This is a genomic window from Paenibacillus sp. BK033 (assembly GCF_004345425.1).
Taxonomy (GTDB): domain Bacteria; phylum Bacillota; class Bacilli; order Paenibacillales; family Paenibacillaceae; genus Pristimantibacillus.
Genome location: NZ_SLVP01000007.1, coordinates 196,558 through 215,741, shown reverse-complemented (window position 1 = coordinate 215,741; position 19,184 = coordinate 196,558). Strand labels below are relative to the sequence as shown.

The window sequence follows — 19,184 nt, the reverse complement described above, 5'->3', positions numbered from 1 at the left end:
AAATAGTTGCGCAACTAATTTGCGTAAAATTTTATCACTATGGGAGGGATGATTGATGAATGGCGGTAGTTCAAGGTCAGTTTTGAAAGCGTTTACCATTTTGTTGTCGTTTGTGTTATTGACAGGAGGTTCGTTTGCATGGCCCTTTCCGGAAAAGGCGTCAGCGGCCGTTGGCGCGATCACGGTAAATTTGATGGAAACGCAAGAGGCTTTCAAAAACCCTTTAATGGGATTTCGGCCGACCCGCTTTTTGAATGACGCAAGTTTTTCGAATCATGAGTACGGCACTGTGTTTAAGCACTACATCAAATACACCGATTTGGAGAACGCGGCGTCCGATTCCGTTCAGAAGATTAAGGATTGGAGCAATACGGCCTGGGCCGGCATCGAAAGCCAGAACAAAAAGGTGATTCCCCGCGTAATCATCGTTTACCCGAACTCCGGAGAGTATTGGCCGGAAGGCGTTCCTCATGGAGACGTGGCTACGCAATGGACGACGGATACCTTGAAAAACCGTCTAACCGCCTTCGTCCAGAAGCTTGGCCAAGCTTGGGATAACGATCCGAGAGTGGCCTACATCGAGCTGGGACTATGGGGAAATTGGGGAGAGCATCATATTTACCCGGATAAGCTGGCGGACGGGACCGACCGGATTCCGCTCGCCTTCCAGACGGCGTTAGGAAACGCGGCTGCGCAGGCTTTTCAGAACAAGAAAGTGCAGGTGCGGTATCCCGATACCTTTCAGAATTTTAACTTCGGATTCCTGTGGGACTCCTTTGCCTTAATCGATGACCTGTCGGGAGGCGAAGGCATTGTTGCGAGAAATGTCTGGAGAACGCAGGTTAACGGCGGGGAGGTTGCTTACGATTGGGGGCAAAAAAATATTCAGCCGGGAGATTCCCCGAATGATACGTTAAGCGATCCGAACCATCGGAACTACGTAATCGATTGGATCAAAAAAACGCATACAACCAGTCTAGGCTGGATTGATCTGTACGATGCGAACAATTCCGCCGTCTCGCAAGGGGCTGCGCTAATGCAGAAGGAATTCGGCTATCGATTCGTCATTAACCAGGCTACATACTCAGGCAGCGTGCAGCCCGGCGGGTCCATGAACGTGTCCTTCTCGGTCGTGAACAAAGGATCGGCGCCGTTCTATTATAACTGGCCGGTGGAAGCAAGCTTGCTGAGAAGCGACCGTACGGTTGCGTGGAAGGGGATTTTCAATGGCACTGACATACGGAATTGGATGCCGGGCGACGATTGGAACGCCGCCACGCGTCAATACAATCAAGCGCCAGCCGTGCAGCAGGTTTCCGGTGCCTTTACCATTCCGTCCAATATGCCGGCTGGAACTTACACCTTGGCGCTGTCGATTCTGGATCCTGCCGGTTATAAGCCTAGCGCCAGATTCGCGAATTCGAACTATTATACGGGCGGCAGAACGCCGCTTGGCAAAGTGGGAATCGGCATGGATCCCGCCGATCAGAACATCGGGCCCTTCGATCAGCTGAAGCCGGATAACACGCTCTCGTACAGCCTGACCCAAATCCCTTACGATGGCGGCTACAGCGGAGGCGGAAGCACGGATACTCAGGCGCCAAGCGTTCCGGGGAATGTGACGGTAAGCGGTACGACCTCGAGCAGCGTCAGCTTGTCGTGGTCGGCTTCAACCGACAATGTCGGCGTAATCGGCTATGACGTTTATCGCGGAGGGGTATTGGCAGGCTCCGCGGCAGGCACAACCTTTACCGATACCGGATTAAGTGCAAGCACGAATTACGTCTACACCGTCAAGGCCAAGGATGGAGCGGGGAACGTATCCGGTTCAAGCAGCTCCGTAACCGCGACCACCAGCGCTTCAGGCGGAGGCGGAACATCAACGGCTTATGAAGCAGAGGCTGCGCCTAATACAAGGACCGGAGCGGCCGTTATTTCCTCGTGCAGCACCTGTTCGGGAGGCTCGAAAGTAGGATATGTCGGCAATAATGACGGTACGCTGCAATTTAACGGAGTAAGCGCGTCAGCGGCGGGAACGTACACCATGACCGTTTCCTACCTCAGCGGGGAGGCACGTTCGGCTCAGATTCGCGTGAACGGCGGATCGCCTGTTACGCTTAACATGCCTAGCACGGGAAGCTGGACGACCGTTGGCGCCGTTCAGACGCAAGTACAGCTCAATGCAGGCAGCAATACGATTCTATTCTCCAACCCGACGGGCTGGGCGCCAGACCTTGACCGAATTCAGATTAGCGGCGGCAGCGGCAGCGGAGATACGCAGGCACCAACGGCGCCAACCAATGTGAGCGTCTCGGGCAAAACCGCAAGCAGCGTCAGCTTAACCTGGAACGCTTCGACGGACAATGTCGGCGTGTCGCAGTATGTCATCTACAGAAACGGGACTCAGACAGGAACGTCAACCGCGGCAAGCTTTACGGACAGCGGTTTAAATGCCGGCACGGCATACGCGTATACGGTGAAAGCGAAGGACGCGGCGGGCAATCTTTCGGCAGCCAGCGCGGCGGTTAATGCAACGACCAATGCCGCAAGCGGCGGAACAACGGCCTTGCTGATCGATAACTTCGACAACTCGCCAAGCTGGCCGGGAAGCAATGATCTGGGCAAGTGGGCAGGCGCAAACAGCTTCGCCAACAATGCGGGTGTTATTGATTCGGGGGCTTTGAAGCTGGAGTATAACAACAACGGGTGGTTAGGCACGGATATTAACCAAGACGTGGGAGGCTACACCAAGCTTGTCATTCGCATCAAAGGCGCAAGCGGCGGCGAACAAAACCATATGCAGCTCACGATTGGCGGAGTGACGAAGTCGCTTGCGGATTTCAGCGGTGACACCGTTACAACAAGCTATAAGGACCTCGCTATTAATTTGGCGTCGAACGGAGTAGACCGCAGCAGCCCCGGACAGCTGGTGATGACCTTTTGGCATGGAGGCAATAGTACCGTCTGGATAGACGAGATTCGTTTCGAATAAAAATAAGGCTGGCCCGCGGTTGCGCGGGCCAGCCTTTTCGTTTTTTTATACCGCTGTATCGCGTGGCGTTGTCGCGGTTGATGCAAAAGATTGACGGAAGAGCTTCATGTCGACAAGGGCGCCGCCATTCAGCCTTGAATTCTCGGCAGCAAAGGCCATCAGGTGACTCTCCAGAGAGGCTTGCGCGGAGGTCAAGGTATCGATGTATCTTTCATGCCGGAGATCGGACACGAATTGCCGCATGATTCCGTCGTCGCCTCCTTGATGGCCGCTGTCGCTGACGGGGATCTGAATGACCGACAACGTGCCGGTAGAGAAATCGAACAGCTCGATACGGCCGTTTAATAGATCGCCGCGAATTTCCCCTTTGGTCCCCATAATTTGGACGATGCGGTTAATATCCCGCGTAAACCCGCTCATGCTGAACATTACGGTAACGCCGTTCTCGAACTCCATGTTTACCGTCTGATGATCCACTACGTTGTTATCCGTTCTGTAAACGCATTTGCCGTAAGGGCCTTCCAAGATCGCCTTCATTCGATTCGTTTCCGTAGGAGGATCCGCGATAAGCGCCGCAAAATGATTCGATTTCGTATCCTGCATGTAGAATCGCAGTGCGGAATAAGGGCAGGTCGATTCTACTGCGCAGCCATCCGTGCAGCGGTCGGTCGACCCTTCGGGCGCATTCTCGATCCGGAAGTGGCCTAACGAGCCAAACGAGCTGATCCGCTCGCAATCCGCATCCACAAGCCAACGGATCAGATCCATGTCGTGGCAGGATTTGGCCAAGATCATCGGACTTGATAGCGTATCGTTGCGCCAGTTGCCCCGCACAAAGCTATGAGCGTAATGGAGGTAACCGACGTTTTCGTTATGCTGAATGGACATGACGTTCCCAATAAATCCGTCTTGAATAAGCTGCTTCATCTTTTGCCAGAAAGGGGTGTATCTCGAAACATGGCAGATAGAGAGCAGGCGTCCCTCTTCGCGGGCGACGGCTTCCATGGCTACGCACTCGCTGGGACTGTTCGACATCGGCTTCTCCAGAAGCACGTGATACCCCTTGCGAAGAGCGGCAACCGTAGGCTCGTAATGCATCTGGTCCTGCGTGCAGATAAGAAGGGCATCGCAAAGCTTGGGCTGGCCCAGCAGCTCTTCCCAAGTGGAATAGAGCTGGTCCGAGGTTAAGTTTAACGCTTCAGCAAATCTCGTTCTCCTCTCTTGGTTCGGTTCCGCAACCGCGACGACCTCAACCTCGCTCGGAAATTTTTGAACATAGGGCATATAGGACCGGAAACCGCGTGCTCCTGCTCCTATAACGGCTAGTTTGATTTTTTTCATCTAAAGATCACCCTCCTCGAAGCAACGATTTAAATTTTTCGATACCATGGCAGCCGGGATAGCGGCGCATGAACCTCTAACTGGATAGGGCCTTCTACAATACTTTCGTCATCGCCGAGCCATCGGCCTTCCGGAAATTGGATGATGCGGTTTCGTTGTCCCTTCACTAAGACCGGTGCTGCCAGAATGGAGTCGCCAACCATGAATTGATCCTGGATTGAATGATAACCTTGATTAGGAAAAACAAATTCCAAGCTTCGCAGAATAGGCAGTCCATCCGCGGCAGCCTGTTTCGCAAGCTCGAAGAGCAGGGGACCCAGCTTTGTCCGGAGCCGTACCGCATCCATGCACCAGGATAATTCCTCGCCGCTGAGAACCCGCCAAGGAGCCATGGAGAACTGCATGGCGGGGAATAGAGCCGAGCATTGCACAAAACGGATAAACAGCTCGGAATCGAATCGGAAATCAGGGGAGTTGATGTCGCCATCCATTCCTCCGCCTATCATATCGGGACAATTATAGGCATAGCCCATGAGGCCTTGAGCGATGGCATTGGGGATGAGCCCTCCAAGACCCGTCGCATCCCACGTATGCGTCTTGTCGCGCTGCCTCTGAATAAGCGCTTGGCCTCCAAGCTTCCAACACATCCGCAATTCGCTAAGCCCGTATCCGATCCCCAGGCGCGCGTAAGCTTCGCAATCTTCCATGGGGAGAATAGGGCGCGACCATTCGACGTCCCGGGAAACGTCATTCAGCAGGCCGGGCAGAATTGGTTCTCCGGCGTCAAGCTTGAAGCCGTCAACCCCGTAATCCTCGATCAGCCTGTCCAGCTGCCGCTTGAACCATGCTGAGCCTTCCGCGCGGGTATAATCAACAACCCCGCTGTACCCATTCCACCATCTTCTTAAAACAGGCGTCCCGTCGGCATGCTTCATCAGGAGATCCTGACCTCGTAATTGCCGGAAGGTGATGCTGTCAGGGCTCACATACGGGCATACCCACAGCATGACTTTAAACCCTAATTCATGAAGAGCCTGGATCATTCTGGCGGGATCGGGGAAACGATGCTTATCGAAATCCCAGGTCCCGTAATCCTGCATCCAATTATCGTCGATGATCAGTACGCCTGGAGGAAAGCCGTTCTCAATAATGGATTTCGCGTAATGAATAAGCTTCTCTTGCGTCGGCTCATAGAACATCTCCACCCAAGTGCAGTATTGCGGCGCCGTAAAGGCGATTTCGTCCGGCGTAACGCCGGAAGGCGGGAAATGGTTAACGCAGGCATGCCGGTAAGCGCCTTGAAGGTTGAGGTGACCTTCTTCAACCGTGATCTTCTGCCGGTGATCGATCGTCACGGTACTCTCATTAAAGGAGAAGGCAAACGGCTCCTCGCACCAAATGTATCTGCCGTGATTAGACAGCAATAAGGGGGAGGCTTGATTATCGTCGGTCAATCGCAAGTCGCGCGAATGCGGCCGCTCGCCAAATGGCATAAGATGACCTTCATTGATAACGCCTCCCCACCAGAATTCGCCGGGCTCTCGTTGCAATGCGGTGATTGTCATAGTAGACACTCCTAATCTGTTGATGAAATAATTTGCGCAATTATTTACTGATATTATGGAGGAATCTATATATGAATGCAAACCTTTTTTCATCTTAACAATAAGGCATGTAATCTTAAAAATGAGGCATTTAAAGCGTTTATAGAGATCGTTTAAACTAAACGTGTAAGAGGCAAGAGTGATGCAATTGATAAAAGTTTAAGCAAAATTTTTGCCTAAATCATTCATTAGGGGGATATCAAATGGTGAAAAGAAACAAATTTTCATTCATGTTGGTGCTAGTCTTGATGGTTCTTTCCTTAATTACCGCTGCATGCAGCAACAGCTCGAACAACGCGCCAGCTAACAAGCCGGACGACAGCAAGAATGGCAATGCCGGAGAAGAAACAGACGCTCCTAAAAAGAACGTAACGCTTACCTATGCCATCTGGGATAAAATTCAGCAGCCGGCAATGGAAGCGATTGCGAAAGAGTTTACGGCGCAAAACCCAAACATCAAGGTTAAGGTAGAAGTTATTCCATGGGGCGATTATTGGACAAAAATGTCCGCTGCCGCTCCTGCCGGAACATTGCCGGACGTGTTCTGGATGCACGGCGGTCAATTCGCAACTTACGCATCCGGTAAATTCCTCGAGCCAATCACCAGCAAAGTAGAAGCCGGAGAGATCGATCTCAATAACTACGCGGCTAATCTTGCTTCTATTTATACGCTGAACGGCGAGAACTATGGCATTCCTAAAGATTTCGATACGATCGGCCTGGCTTACAACAAAGAGCTGTTCGACCAAGCGGGCATCCCTTATCCGGACGATACTTGGACTTACGCCAAGCTTGCCGAGGTTGCCAAGCAGCTAAGTCAGCCTGACAAGGGCATTTATGGATTCGGAGCTAAAATGGATACGCAAACCGGCTATTGGAACGATATGCTGGCTAACGGCGGCAAAATCATTTCCGATGATATGAGCAAATCGGGGTACGATGATCCGGCTTCCATCGAAGCCTTGCAAGCCCGCTATCAAATGACGGTTGACGGCGCTTCTCCAACGCATCAGCAAATGACGGATATGGAAGCAACCGAGATGTTCAAATCCGGCAAATTAGCGATGATCTTCGACGGATCCTGGCGAATCAGCGATATTGACAGCAGCGACATTATTAAAGGGAAATGGGATTGGGCGAAATTGCCTATGGGCAAGGCGAAAAGAGCGAACATCATTAACGGCCTCGGCAACGTGATGTCCGCAAGCGGCAAAAATAAAGAAGAGGCTTGGCTGTTCCTCAAGTTCCTGGGATCGCAAAAAGCAGCGGAAATTACGGCGGAGATGGGCGCGGCTATTCCGGCGTACAACGGCACGCAGGATGCATGGCTGACTTCAAGGCCGTATCTGAATCTGAAAGTATTCACGGAGCAAGTAGCCGATGCAACTCCGTATCCAAGCGGTTCGATGTCGTATCCGGTATGGTTCGCGAAAGAGCCTGAGATTATGTCGCAGGCATGGGGCGGAGCCATCTCCGTGGAAGAAGGCGCCAAGAAGGTTGCGGAGATGATGAATCAAGCAATCGCGGACACGAAGTAATGAAGGAACTATCGGCAAATTGAACGGAATTCGGGGGACGTTCCTGCTGGCAGGAACGTCTCCGATGAATAGGGAGTGGTGAAATTGAATTCCAGAAGCAGGTATGTGTGGGCTTATTTCATGATCGCGCCGACTCTCATAGGCACATTGGTTTTCTGGGGTTGGCCGGTTATCCAATCAATCCTGTTAGGCTTCCAGCATTCGGAAAATTTCGGGACCGTTAATCATTGGGTGGGATTCGATAACTATGCGAAGTTATTCCGTGATAAAGAGTTTTGGCAAAATCTGCGCAACACCTTAGTTTACGTAGCTATGTTTGTACCCCTTACGCTTGTGCTCTCAACCTTGTTTGCCGTACTGCTGAATACGAAGATCAAAGGGGTCTCCCTTTATCGCGTCATCTTTTTCTTGCCTCAAGTGACCATGCCTGCCGCGGCAGCGATGGTGTGGGTCGTCCTGTTCGCTAAAGACTTCGGCCTCATCAACCATTTATTGGGGACGCGTATCGCATGGCTGTCCAATGGCCATTATGCCATGCTGGTGCTGGTTATCGTAGGCGTATGGGGGGCAATCGGCATGAACATGCTGCTTGTTCTCGCAGGTTTGCAGGGGATACCGAAATCGTTGTACGAAGCGGCGGATATTGACGGCGCCAAGCGATTCAACAAATTTCGGTATATTACCATCCCGATGCTGACGCCAACTTTATTTTTCACCAGTATCATTCTACTCATTGGAGCTACGCAGATCTTCGACTCGATCTATCTGATTATCGGAAAAACGAATGTCGCGCTTCCGTCGGTTCGTTCTCTTGTGTATGCCTATTACCAGAACAGCTTCATTTATAATGACCGCAATTACGGCGCCGCAATTATCAATATCTTGCTGGTGATTAACCTTGCGCTGACAGGCATTCAATTCGCATTCCAGAAAAAATGGGTCGTCTACGACTGAGAAAGGGGGAGACGCAACTATGATCAGCTCATCGGCGAGGAAAGCTCACCTCGTTGTTCACATCATTCTTATTATCAGCGCCATCGCTATGCTTGTTCCGTTTGTATGGATGGTGCTCACTTCGCTGAAGACAACGACGGAAGCCACGCAGATTCCGATCCGGTATTTTCCGGATGCCCCCAGCTTAAGAGGATATATCGAGGCAATCAAGCAGTCGGAGTTTCCGCATTATTATCTGAACACGGTTATATCGGCCGTAATGAAAACCGTGTTTCCCGTTATCTTCAGCTCGATGGCGGCTTATGCCTTTGCCCGGATCCGGTTCCCGGGAAGCTCGATTCTGTTTATCTTGATTCTCTCGGTCATGATGGTGCCGAATCCGGTGTTCTATACGCCGCAGTATATGATGATGAGCGAACTCGGGCTCGTCAACACCGTTACCGCTCTATGGATTGCATCCTTGATCAGTCCGTTTGCTACTTTTCTTCTCAGGCAATTTTTCATGAGCATATCCAAGGAACTGGAGGAGGCATCCGTTCTGGATGGCTGCAATCCGTTCCAAATTTATTGGCATATCATGCTTCCTTTAGTCAGGTCGGCTTTGGTAGCCATCGTTATTATTCAACTGCAGTGGGCTTGGAATGAACTGCAGTGGCCGCTTATTATCAACAGCTCTCCTGAGAAGATGACCCTATCTTCGGGCATAGCGACGTTAGTGTCCATGTTCGGGACGGATTACCCGGTGTTAATGGCAGGCGCCTTTATGGCGGTTGTTCCCATGATTATCCTCTTCTTTATCTTCCAGAAACAGTTTATTGAAGGGATCGCCTTCAGTGCCACAAAAGGATAAGGGATATCCGGACTTCCAGGAGTCCGGATATAACCTGTTTCAGCCTGGTGATGGACATAGTAGGAAGGATTTTAAAGCTCATTATTGACAGCGCTTTCAAATAAGATAGAGGAGGATTTCGATGAAACGGTTATCCATGCACGATATCGGAAAGACATCCCTTAAAGCGATGCTCATTGTCAGCTTGTTATTGAGCACGCTTTTTGGCAACGCCGCCAGCAGAGCAAGCGCCGATCCGGGACCGACGCGCGTACCAACGAATCCGTATCCAAGCCCTGCGGTGGATAGCGCACTGACGAGGCATGACTTGACCTACGCCCCAAGCCCGCTGGACAATCCGCTAAAAGGGTTTGCGCCGTTCTATCCGTGGGAAACGGAGACCTCCTTTCCCCACAGCTTGGAATGGTATTACGTACCGCTGAAGGCGGTGATGAACGGCCCGGATTCCTTTACGTTCGATACGGGCATTGAGCCGGCTCTGAATGCCATTGCGGCAAGAGGGAATCAGGCGGCGCTTAGAGTCTATCTTGAATATCCGGGCAAAGAAGATGCCATACCGGCGTTTATTCATGACAGCGGCGTTGCCATGCGCCATAACGATACCTTTGACCAAGACGAGCCGGATTACGACGACCCTTTAATGGTCACGTATTTGACGAACTTCATTAAAGCTTTCGGCGCAAAGTATGATGGGGATCCGCGTATCGGCTTTATTCATATGGGCCTCGTTGGTTTATGGGGGGAGTGGCATACTTACCCTTACGATGAGGATACGGCGGACGGACTGCCGAACTATATGCCTAACGCCGCTACCATCGAAGAGCTTTTTACCGCCTACGATGCAGCCTTCGATTACACGAAGCTTGAGGTCCGGTATCCCGGTTTGCCTGGCGCATCGGAGCACCATATAGGCTACCATGACGACTCCTTCGGTTATAAGGAGGGCGATCCGCTGCAAAGCGTAACGCAGCCCGAGAGTATGGGCGGAGCCTATTATTCGTTCCTGACCAAGATGCTGGAAGCCGGTGCGGAAAATAAATGGATAACGGAATCGGTTGGCGGGGAAGTACGCCCGGAAATTCAGAGCCAGCTGTTCAGCGGCGGGACTAACGTTGATCATGCCATGGACGATATCGAGCTGACTCATGCGACGTGGATGATTAACCAAGGCGGTATCAGCAGCTATAACGCTAATGATGCTGCCGTTGCCGCCGGCGTGAGAAAGATGGGCTACGATCTGAATGTAAAGAGCGCTTACTATAATGATGCTGCTCAAGGCGACCCGCTTAAGGTTGGCGTCACCATTCAGAACAATGGCGTTGCTCCTTTCGCTTATCCTTGGAAGGTAGAGCTGGGAGTCAAGAATGCATCGGGAAAACTCGTGAAAGAGTGGGATACAGCCTGGGATTTGACGAAGGTTATGCCTTCGGAGATCAGAACGTATCCGGAATGGAATGTAGCCGGCGATCCGAAATATGTTCCGTTCGGCGAGCCTTATTATTTCGATACGACAATTGCCGCTCCGGGGCTAAATGACGGTTACTACTATTTAGTTATGAGGGTTGTAAATCCGTTAGAGGCGATTAGCAGTAAGGCGAAAAAAGTAGGATTCGCAAATACCGATCAAGACAAGGAGGGCTGGTTGAATTTGGGGCCAGTCCGGATAGGGGATTGCGCCTCGCCTTGTTCGGAGCCTCCAACATCGCCGCCGGCACCTCCAAAACGCCTGCTCGTCGATGATTACGACGGAACGCCGGCCTGGTCCGGAAACACGCAAAATGATCTGAACCAATGGACCGGATCAAGCGGTTTTGCCAATGGGAACGGCGCCGGTATTGTGGAAGACGGCGCATTAGTGCTGCAATATCAGAATATGTCGCGGATGGAAACCAATATCGGCCGAAATCTCGCAGATACGAGGAAGCTGGTCATTCGGGCGAAAGGAGCCGCCGGAGGCGAAGAGAATCAGGTCAATATCAGCATTGGCGGCGTAACGAAGACACTGGGTCAATTGAGCGGCGATACGGTTACGACAAGCTATAAAGACTTCGTTATCGATTTGCCTGATCAAGGAGTAGATCTGTCGCAAACGATTTGGAGCATTGCGGTCTCGCAAGCTGCTTGGGGCACTACGGGAACTATCTATCTCGATGAAATCTATTTTACGGATAAGGTAGATTCAGATACGGACCCGGGTACGGATCCTGGATCCGGTACCGACAAACCGGGACTTATCGAGGATTTCGAGTCTTATGCCACTGACTCTGCGCTTGGGCAAGCATGGACGGAAGCGTGGTCCGACAAACCGGGCTCCGTTATAAGATCGTTAGGTCAGTCGAGCGGAAGCAAGGGCCTCCGGCTGTCGACCGCTATCGCGGATTCCGAATGGACGAATATTCTTTATTCCATTCCTTCGGACAAGAGGGATTGGTCGAAGTATGACGGGGTAAGCTTCTGGGTGGACAATACAACTAGCGATAATAAGGATTTCAGCTTGAATGTCGCGCTTCAGACGCCTGCGGCCAAAGGCGAGTTCGGATTGAAGGAAGGCGGCCATGCCTTAACGATTGCGGCAGACGGGAGCATGCAGCCTGCGGCATTTAATGGCGGTTCGCTTCGTATTCCCGCAGGCTTCAACGGTATTGTAAAGCTCGCTTGGGATCAATTCGTTCAATCCGCATGGCAGTGCGGCGGCGTTCAGCCGGAATGCTCGGCGGTGCTTGATCCAAGCGAGGTAACCGGTCTTCAGTTCGGATACCCGCCTTCGGGATATCCTCATAACGTTATTACGATTGATGACATTACACTCTATCGGGCGGATAAGATATTGGACGATTTCGAATCGTACGCGGACGATGCCGCTTTGCAGAACACTTGGCGGATCGACTGGGAATCCGGAGAACCTTCAACGATTCGCGCGATTGACCGGGCGAATGTGTCGAATGGCAATCAAGCGATGAAATTTTCCGTGTCTCCGCCTCCGGGCAAATCGGCATCCGATTGGGTAAATATCAAACGCGTGGCCTTTAGCGGAACGGATTCGGATTGGTCCGCCTTTGACGGACTCACCTTCTGGGTCCATAACCAGTCGCCAACGAATAAAAATATGGATTTGAATCTCTCGCTTGTTACGGATGCGCCAAAAGGCGAGTTTTCCTTGAAAGAAGGGGGAACCGTACAATTCTATCAATCGGCTGATGGCTGGGAGGCAGTCACTCTTGGCGGGGGAGCCCTATCCATTGCCGCCGGTTACAAAGGAATGGTCAGAATTCCTTGGAGCTCATTCGCGCAATCCGCATGGCAAGGCTGCGATGCCTGCGACGCTGAGTTCGACGCAAGCAAGGTTCTGCAAATTCAATTCGGCTTTGGCCCGAAAAATCAAGCCGACAATGTTCTCAGCATCGACCGGATTGCCCTCTATGCGTTAGCTGGCAGAACCGGCGGATCGGGAGGAGGACCAACGACGGATCCCGTTGACCACCCGGCGCCGCCTGCTTGGGCAACAAAAGCCGGAACGGAAGAGCTGACGTATCAAAATGCGCCCGTAGATAATCCGCTTAAGGGCCTCCTTCCTTTCTACGACGCATCGGAGGAGTCTTATTTTACCGAAGGCGATGATTGGAGAGACCGGGGGACACAGCTGCCTTACAGCATGGAGTTCTTCTACTTGCCGCTTAATAAGCTGATGAATAACCTGAATGATTTTAATTGGACGGAGCTGGACAAACGGCTTGAAGCCGTCGCATCCAGAGGCAATCAGGCCGTATTCCGAGTCTATTTGGACTATCCGAACAAGCCGTCCGGCATCCCGCAATTCCTTCTGGATGAAGGGCTGGAGACTTATGCTTACTCGGAATACAACAACGGTAAAGACGCTGCCAGTCTAGCGCCTAATTACAATGATGAGCATTTAATGGGAGCCCTGGACAATTTCATTGAAGCGCTGGGAGCCCGTTATGACGGCGATCCCCGTATCGGTTTCCTGACCATTGGCTTGATCGGCTTCTGGGGGGAGTGGCATACGTATCCTTACGACGGGAATATCAAATCACCGAATCTAATGCCGACGGACGCCAACCTGAAGCGGGTTCTTACCGATATGGACAATGCGTTTAACGAGACGCAGCTCGTATTGCGGTATCCGATGGACAACAGCACGCTGAAGACCAAAAACTTCGATGTCGGCTATCACGACGATTCCTTTGCTTTCCAGACGCTGCCGCCAAGTCTGGGAGGACAGGGCTGGCATTTCTGGGGGAGAGTCAACGACGCCGGAGTGACGGACTTCTGGAAATCGAACAGCATGGGCGGAGAGATGAGACCGGAAATCCAGCTGAAGATGTGGAACAACGATCCGCCGGTTTACAATGAACCGTCGGCGCCAATCGAGGGAGCGCAGGGCGAGGATTACTACACCAGTCTAAACCTAACCCATGCCTCCTGGTTAATTACGCAGGGCGTTTTCCAAACTCCGCTGGAATCCGAACCGCTTGCAAGAGCCGCCGAAGGCTCGCGCAGATTGGGCTATGACTATTACGTGCCCGCCACTTATCTAGACGCATCCGACGGAAATCTGAAAGTGGGAGTAGAGCTTGAAAACAGAGGAGTAGCGCCGTTCTACTATGACTGGAAGGTAGAGCTTGCGGCCAAATCGGACAATGGCATCGTAAAAATATGGGAACCGGGTTGGGATTTGAAAGACCTGCTTCCTAATACGAATGGATTCGATAACAATAAGCTGTTCGAATCGACCAGCAATCCGGCTCTAAGCAACGGAAGCTATCAAATTCTGATGCGTTACGTGAATCCGTTGGAAGCGATCAACGCAGACGCCAAGAAGTTCCGCTTCGCTAACGCGGAGCAAAATAGCGACGGATGGCTGGAGCTAGGCAGCGTAGACGTATCGAATAGCACGGTCGAGGCTCCGGTCAGAGTGACGGGCTTAACGGCGAATACGCCAAGCCGGCTTCAATTGACTCCTGCCTCCAGCGCTCAGATTAGCGTTACGGTCGTGCCGGCGGAAGCGGGCAATAAAAGAGTCGTATGGTCTTCAGCCAATAATAAAGTCGCCTACGTATCCGCTGATGGCTTGGTCAAAGCTGTTGGAATCGGCAGCACCGTCATTACCGCTAAATCTACTGACGGCAATCTGGAGAAGCGATTCCAGGTGACGGTTGCGTCCGGTGATTCAAGCTCGAACCCGTCCTCTGGCGGCTCATCTACGCAGCCAGGGCCGGAAGTAACGGATAAAGGAATCAAGCTGGGGCAAGATGCCGTAACCGTTATCCGTTCAACGAATGAGAGCGGCGTAAGCGAAACGACGGCTACCGTTAATGCGAAGAAGCTTCATGATGCCTTCCAAGCTCTTCGCGAACATGCGGCTGCCGTGAAATCGAATTCCGTCATTATCGAATTGAATAACAACGGCGGAAGCGTAAAGGTGAATATTCCTTCATCTGCATTAGTGAATGCAGGGAATGACCTGTCGGATGCGGTTATCCTTATCCAGACGGATTTTGGAAGCTATAAGCTCCCCGTCAAAGCATTAGGCTTGGCTGCTGTTGCGCAAAAGCTTGGCGCGAGCGCTGAGAATATGACCCTGAGCGTTGTCATTGACAAAGTTGCAGGAAGCACGGCGGATGCGTTGGCCGAACAAGCAAGAAAAGAAGGGTTAACCTTGCTGGCTCCTGCATGGGATTACAAAATCTATGCTCAAGCAAACGGACAGTCGATCGAAATAACCAGCTTCGGCAGCACCTATGTGGAGAGAACGGTTATTGTGCCGGGGACCATTGATCCAGCGCACACGACGGCACTTCTGTTCAACCCGGAAACCTCGACATTCCGTTTCGTTCCGTCGGTCCTTCAAGATAACGAAGGCAATAAAGAAGTTGTGATCAAACGAAACGGGAACAGCATTTATGCGGTCGTTTCGGATTCGGGCAGCAGAACGTTCGCCGACCTTCAAGGCCACTGGGCTAGATCGGAAATCGAATTGCTAGCCTCGAAACGAATCATTAACGGTACTGCGCCTGACCGCTTCTCGCCGGATAAAGCGATTACCCGCGCGGAGTTCACGGCCTTGCTTGTTCGCTCCCTTGGTCTTAGCTCCGCGGATACGGCCGCTTCCTTTAGCGACGTAGCCAAAGGAGACTGGTTCGCGGATGCGATCGCAACGGCGGTTGATGCGGGCATCATTAACGGCTATACGGATGGTTCGTTTAAACCAAACGAACGAATCACCCGCGAACAAATGGCGGTTATGATAGCCAGCGCTCTGGATTACGTGAACAAACCGGTTCAAGTGAATGATAATGCTCTTGGCAGCTATAAGGATCAAGCTTCCGTTAGCTCATGGGCTAAAGCTTCGATCGCCGAATTGCTAACCGCTCAAATCATAAGAGGGAAGTCCATGGCGACAATAAATCCGGCAGCGAATGCAACCCGGGCGGAAGCTGTCGTGATGATCAAACGGTTCTTGCAATTCGTCCGGTTTATGAATTAAAAAGCAGATGAATAAGGGAGCACATGACGGTAGCGCTCATGTGCTCCCGTTCTATGACGGCAGCATATTCACGTTACCGGAATTCGTGTAGACTAGCATTGAGACTTTATGGTGAAGGGGAAGCGTTACAAGATGAAGCCTGCCGTGATCGGTACCGTTGCGATACTTTTCTTCTCTCTCGTATTCGCTTTATTCAGCCAGTATATTAACCCGGGATCATCGAAATCGCCAGGAGCCCATCATTCCGATGCGGCGGATAATACGGAAAAAGGCGTACCGGAGACGTTTGTCACGCTCAAAGTGATTATGCCCGGGGACCAGTCGTCCCGCATGGGCGATTTTGTCGAGAATGAACTGAACGACCGTCTCAAGAAGGATCTGAACATGAATCTGGAATTGACTTATATTCCATGGTCCAATTACCAGCAGAAGCTGGAGCTGGCCCTATCAACCGGAGAAGATTACGACTTGTTCTGGTATGGCGCGCCATTCGTTTCCGTTTATTACAGCAAAGGCTATATTCAGCCGTTAGACGAGCTGCTTGGCCAATATGGACAGGATCTCATTAAACATATACCCGAAGACAACTTCAAGCAGAACCGGATCGACGGGAAGCTTTGGGCGATACCGTCTCAGGCTTTTACATCCGCCGGGAAATTCTCCTCCGTCATGGTCCGCCAGGACTTGCTGGAGAAGGTCGGCATGACGGACATTAAGTCGATAGCGGACCTGGAACGATTCTATCAAAGCATGCACGCGATAGACCCAAGCTACTACGGCTATTTGGAAACCGACCGCGGGCATGAATTGTTGTGGCGCGAATTGACGGACCGGAACTACTCTTCCTTGGACGAAAGAATGCTATTTATGGTGGATGAGGATACGGGAGAGCTGCTCAGTTACGTGGAATCCGATCTATATAAGAAAGTAGCTCAATTACGCGAGTCCTGGGTGAACAAGGGGATTATTGACCTGAACCTTGTGGGAAATCCGGCAGCGAAAATCGATCAGGAGAATGCGGGTAAGCTTCTTTTCCGCGTAGGCGCCGTTTCCCGGGCAATGGAAAATCTGCAAACGGCGCGGAATGCCGATCCAAAAGCAAGGCTCCGCGAGTACTATCTTGCGAAAGAGAAGCCAAAGTATATTACGACGCCAAGCAATGAAGCCTTTATGATCACCTCCGCTTCGAAAAATCCGGAACGCGCCATGATGTTTATGAATTGGATTTTGCAGAGCAAGGCAAATTACAATTTTATTATTTACGGGGTTGAAGGAAAGGATTATGTGCTGGAAAACGGTAAAATCAAGCAATTGACCAATGATCAGCTGATGTACGAATGGATGTGGCGGAACAAGGACTATTTCATCGCGCCAGCCAGCGTAGAGGATGATGTGATCGAGGATATGCTTGCGAACGACGAGAATTCCCGCATTTCCAAGCTATCCGGATTTCATTTCAACGAAGCTCCCGTTAAGAACGAAATCGCGCAAGTGATGGCGGTCTATAAAGAAAAATTCGAGCCTATCAACTTCGGGATAGCCAGTTACGATCAATATTACGAAGATGCCCTTGCAGCCCTCAAGAAAGCGGGCTTTGACATTGTTTTCGCCGAGTTGAAAAAGCAGTTCTCCGAATTCCAACGCCAGCATTAAACGAGGGAGAGCCAGAAGCTGAGAGGACGATCAGTCATGAGCCGATTCAACATATTTACCAAATTGATCGCGACATTGTTGATATTACTTATCCCGATCCTGCTCCTGTTCGCCGTGTCGAATCGAACAAGCACGGATGTGTTGACCGACGAAATCATCAAGGTGAAGCGATACCAGATCGAAACGTTCGCCAACCAGCTGGACCAGTTGTTTTTCCGGCTGGATACGTATAAGAAAATGCTGTACGAAAGCACGGACGTACGAAATTTAGCTTATCCCGATTTGCTGGACGATGTGCTCGATAAATACCGGGTCAATCGAACCGTCTCGGAAGAGATCAATCGGCTTGCCGGTTACGGCGATTGGAAAGCGGTGATCGCGGTGCTTTATCCCAAAACCGGTATCGTGATCAAAAGCAATTCCAGCTTGAATGCGCTCCCAAAGGAACTGCCCCTGCAAGACACCTTTTGGCAGTATTATCCCGATTCCAACGAGGATTATTTCATGGGGATCTTGTCTTATCCCGAGAACTCGGCGGAGACCGGCGAGGCGCGTATGCGGGTTGTGCTTAAATTCGGCGTATCCGCGCTTCGAAGCGCCCTGTCGGAATTTAAAGCGAACGGCTCGGGCGATCCGTTCCTGTACCACCCCGGAGCGGACCCTATTTACAATTATTCGGTTAACGTCAAACAAATCGACGAGTTTCTCCCCCGGCTTAAGGAGATTGATCCTGCTGCGGAAAGCGGCTATATGCTGCTTCAATCCGACAAGACGAAGTATCAGGTTCATTATCAGAAGCTGGAATCGCTAGGCTGGTACCTCGTCGACTATGTACCGATCAGCCATATCATGGCGCCGATCAGCCGGAACCAGACCATGTTTTACATTATAAGCGGCATGCTTCTGTTTATGGGGGCTTATCTTGCTTTCGTGATGTACCGCAATATTCAGATCCCGTTCCGGAAGATGATCCGCAACATGAATCTGATCGAGAAAGGAATTTATTCCGTCAGGATGACCGACAAGCCCAAGGGGGAATACCGGTTCCTGTACGACAGATTCAACTCCATGGCCTCCAAGATCGAGGAGCTGATCGTGGACGTGTACAAGGAACAGCTCCGGTCGAAGGATGCGACGCTGAAGCAGCTGCAGTCGCAGATCAACCCGCATTTTCTGTACAACACGCTTGCTTATATCAAAAGCATGATAGAGCTCAAGGAAAATAAAGCGGCTATCTCGATGACCATGAATCTAAGCAGGTATTACCGGTATACGACCAAGACGGGAAGCAAGATGGTGCGGCTCCAAGAGGAGCTGGACCTGATCCATTTCTATCTGGAAATCCATTGCATGCTAAGGGATGACTTCGAGTTTCAGATCGACATAGAGCCGCAGATGGAGGAGCTCGAGGTTCCGCGGTTAATCGTACAGCCGCTTGTGGAGAACGTTATTTTGCATTCATTCAATAATCACTCGGAATACGGAATGATCCGCATAAGGTGCTGGAGCGAGGAAGGAATGAACCATGTTGCGGTGGAGGACAACGGCACCGGCGGGGATCATGACTTGATCGAATCCATGCGCAAGAAAATTCATTCGAGCAGCGAGGAAATAGAATCCGGGTTGAAAAACGTTCATCAGCGTCTGCGCTTAATGTACGGCGGCGAATCGGGCGTGCATCTTCGCAGATCTGAGTTAGGAGGACTTTGCGTGCAATTAAGCTGGAGCGGCAAGGAGGGGGGATAAG

9 protein-coding genes are annotated in these 19,184 nt (G+C 51.4%); 7 read left to right on the top strand and 2 right to left on the bottom strand.

Annotation, left to right across the window (positions count from 1 at the left end):
- Nucleotides 1-289: 289 nt before the first annotated feature.
- On the top strand, nucleotides 290-2,992 hold the full coding sequence (locus tag EV294_RS30750) for a DUF4832 domain-containing protein (RefSeq protein WP_243711750.1): 2,703 nt from the start codon (nucleotides 290-292) through the stop codon (nucleotides 2,990-2,992).
- 45 nt (nucleotides 2,993-3,037) lie between these two features.
- Here the strand turns inward: EV294_RS30750 and EV294_RS21935 are convergent, their stop codons facing one another.
- Nucleotides 3,038-4,333 carry a Gfo/Idh/MocA family protein gene (locus tag EV294_RS21935; RefSeq protein WP_132310710.1) on the bottom strand — a complete coding sequence of 432 codons (1,296 nt, stop codon included), beginning with the start codon at nucleotides 4,331-4,333 and terminating at the stop codon, nucleotides 3,038-3,040.
- Between the two features lie 29 nt (nucleotides 4,334-4,362).
- Complete coding sequence (locus EV294_RS21930) at nucleotides 4,363-5,898, bottom strand: glycoside hydrolase family 31 protein (RefSeq protein ID WP_132310708.1); 1,536 nt, start codon at nucleotides 5,896-5,898, stop codon at nucleotides 4,363-4,365.
- Between the two features lie 242 nt (nucleotides 5,899-6,140).
- Between EV294_RS21930 and EV294_RS21925 the strand changes: the two genes are divergently transcribed.
- The 6 genes from EV294_RS21925 (at nucleotide 6,141) to EV294_RS21900 (ending at nucleotide 19,183) form a co-directional block, all read left to right on the top strand.
- Nucleotides 6,141-7,475: an ABC transporter substrate-binding protein gene (locus EV294_RS21925; protein WP_132310706.1), complete on the top strand. Its 1,335-nt coding sequence runs from the start codon at nucleotides 6,141-6,143 to the stop codon at nucleotides 7,473-7,475.
- 84 nt (nucleotides 7,476-7,559) lie between these two features.
- Entirely contained in the window at nucleotides 7,560-8,429 is an 870-nt protein-coding gene (locus tag EV294_RS21920) for a carbohydrate ABC transporter permease (protein ID WP_132310704.1), read from the top strand.
- A 19-nt stretch (nucleotides 8,430-8,448) separates the two neighbouring features.
- On the top strand, nucleotides 8,449-9,279 hold the full coding sequence (locus tag EV294_RS21915; RefSeq protein WP_132310702.1) for a carbohydrate ABC transporter permease: 831 nt from the start codon (nucleotides 8,449-8,451) through the stop codon (nucleotides 9,277-9,279).
- Between the two features lie 121 nt (nucleotides 9,280-9,400).
- On the top strand, nucleotides 9,401-15,784 hold the full coding sequence (locus EV294_RS21910; RefSeq protein WP_132310700.1) for an S-layer homology domain-containing protein: 6,384 nt from the start codon (nucleotides 9,401-9,403) through the stop codon (nucleotides 15,782-15,784).
- Between the two features lie 132 nt (nucleotides 15,785-15,916).
- On the top strand, nucleotides 15,917-17,437 hold the full coding sequence (locus tag EV294_RS21905) for an ABC transporter substrate-binding protein (protein WP_165930771.1): 1,521 nt from the start codon (nucleotides 15,917-15,919) through the stop codon (nucleotides 17,435-17,437).
- A gap of 36 nt (nucleotides 17,438-17,473) precedes the next feature.
- Nucleotides 17,474-19,183: a sensor histidine kinase gene (locus EV294_RS21900; protein ID WP_132310696.1), complete on the top strand. Its 1,710-nt coding sequence runs from the start codon at nucleotides 17,474-17,476 to the stop codon at nucleotides 19,181-19,183.
- Nucleotide 19,184: the final 1 nt, after the last annotated feature.

Bases quoted from the DNA above. Each gene is read 5' to 3' on its own strand.
- EV294_RS21935 (WP_132310710.1), bottom strand. From the start codon at position 4,333: ATGAAAAAAATCAAACTAGCCGTTATAGGAGCAGGAGCACGCGGTTTC.
- EV294_RS21930 (WP_132310708.1), bottom strand. From the start codon at position 5,898: ATGACAATCACCGCATTGCAACGAGAGCCCGGCGAATTCTGGTGGGGA.
- EV294_RS21925 (WP_132310706.1), top strand. From the start codon at position 6,141: ATGGTGAAAAGAAACAAATTTTCATTCATGTTGGTGCTAGTCTTGATG.
- EV294_RS21915 (WP_132310702.1), top strand. From the start codon at position 8,449: ATGATCAGCTCATCGGCGAGGAAAGCTCACCTCGTTGTTCACATCATT.
- EV294_RS21910 (WP_132310700.1), top strand. From the start codon at position 9,401: ATGAAACGGTTATCCATGCACGATATCGGAAAGACATCCCTTAAAGCG.
- EV294_RS21905 (WP_165930771.1), top strand. From the start codon at position 15,917: ATGAAGCCTGCCGTGATCGGTACCGTTGCGATACTTTTCTTCTCTCTC.
- EV294_RS21900 (WP_132310696.1), top strand. From the start codon at position 17,474: ATGAGCCGATTCAACATATTTACCAAATTGATCGCGACATTGTTGATA.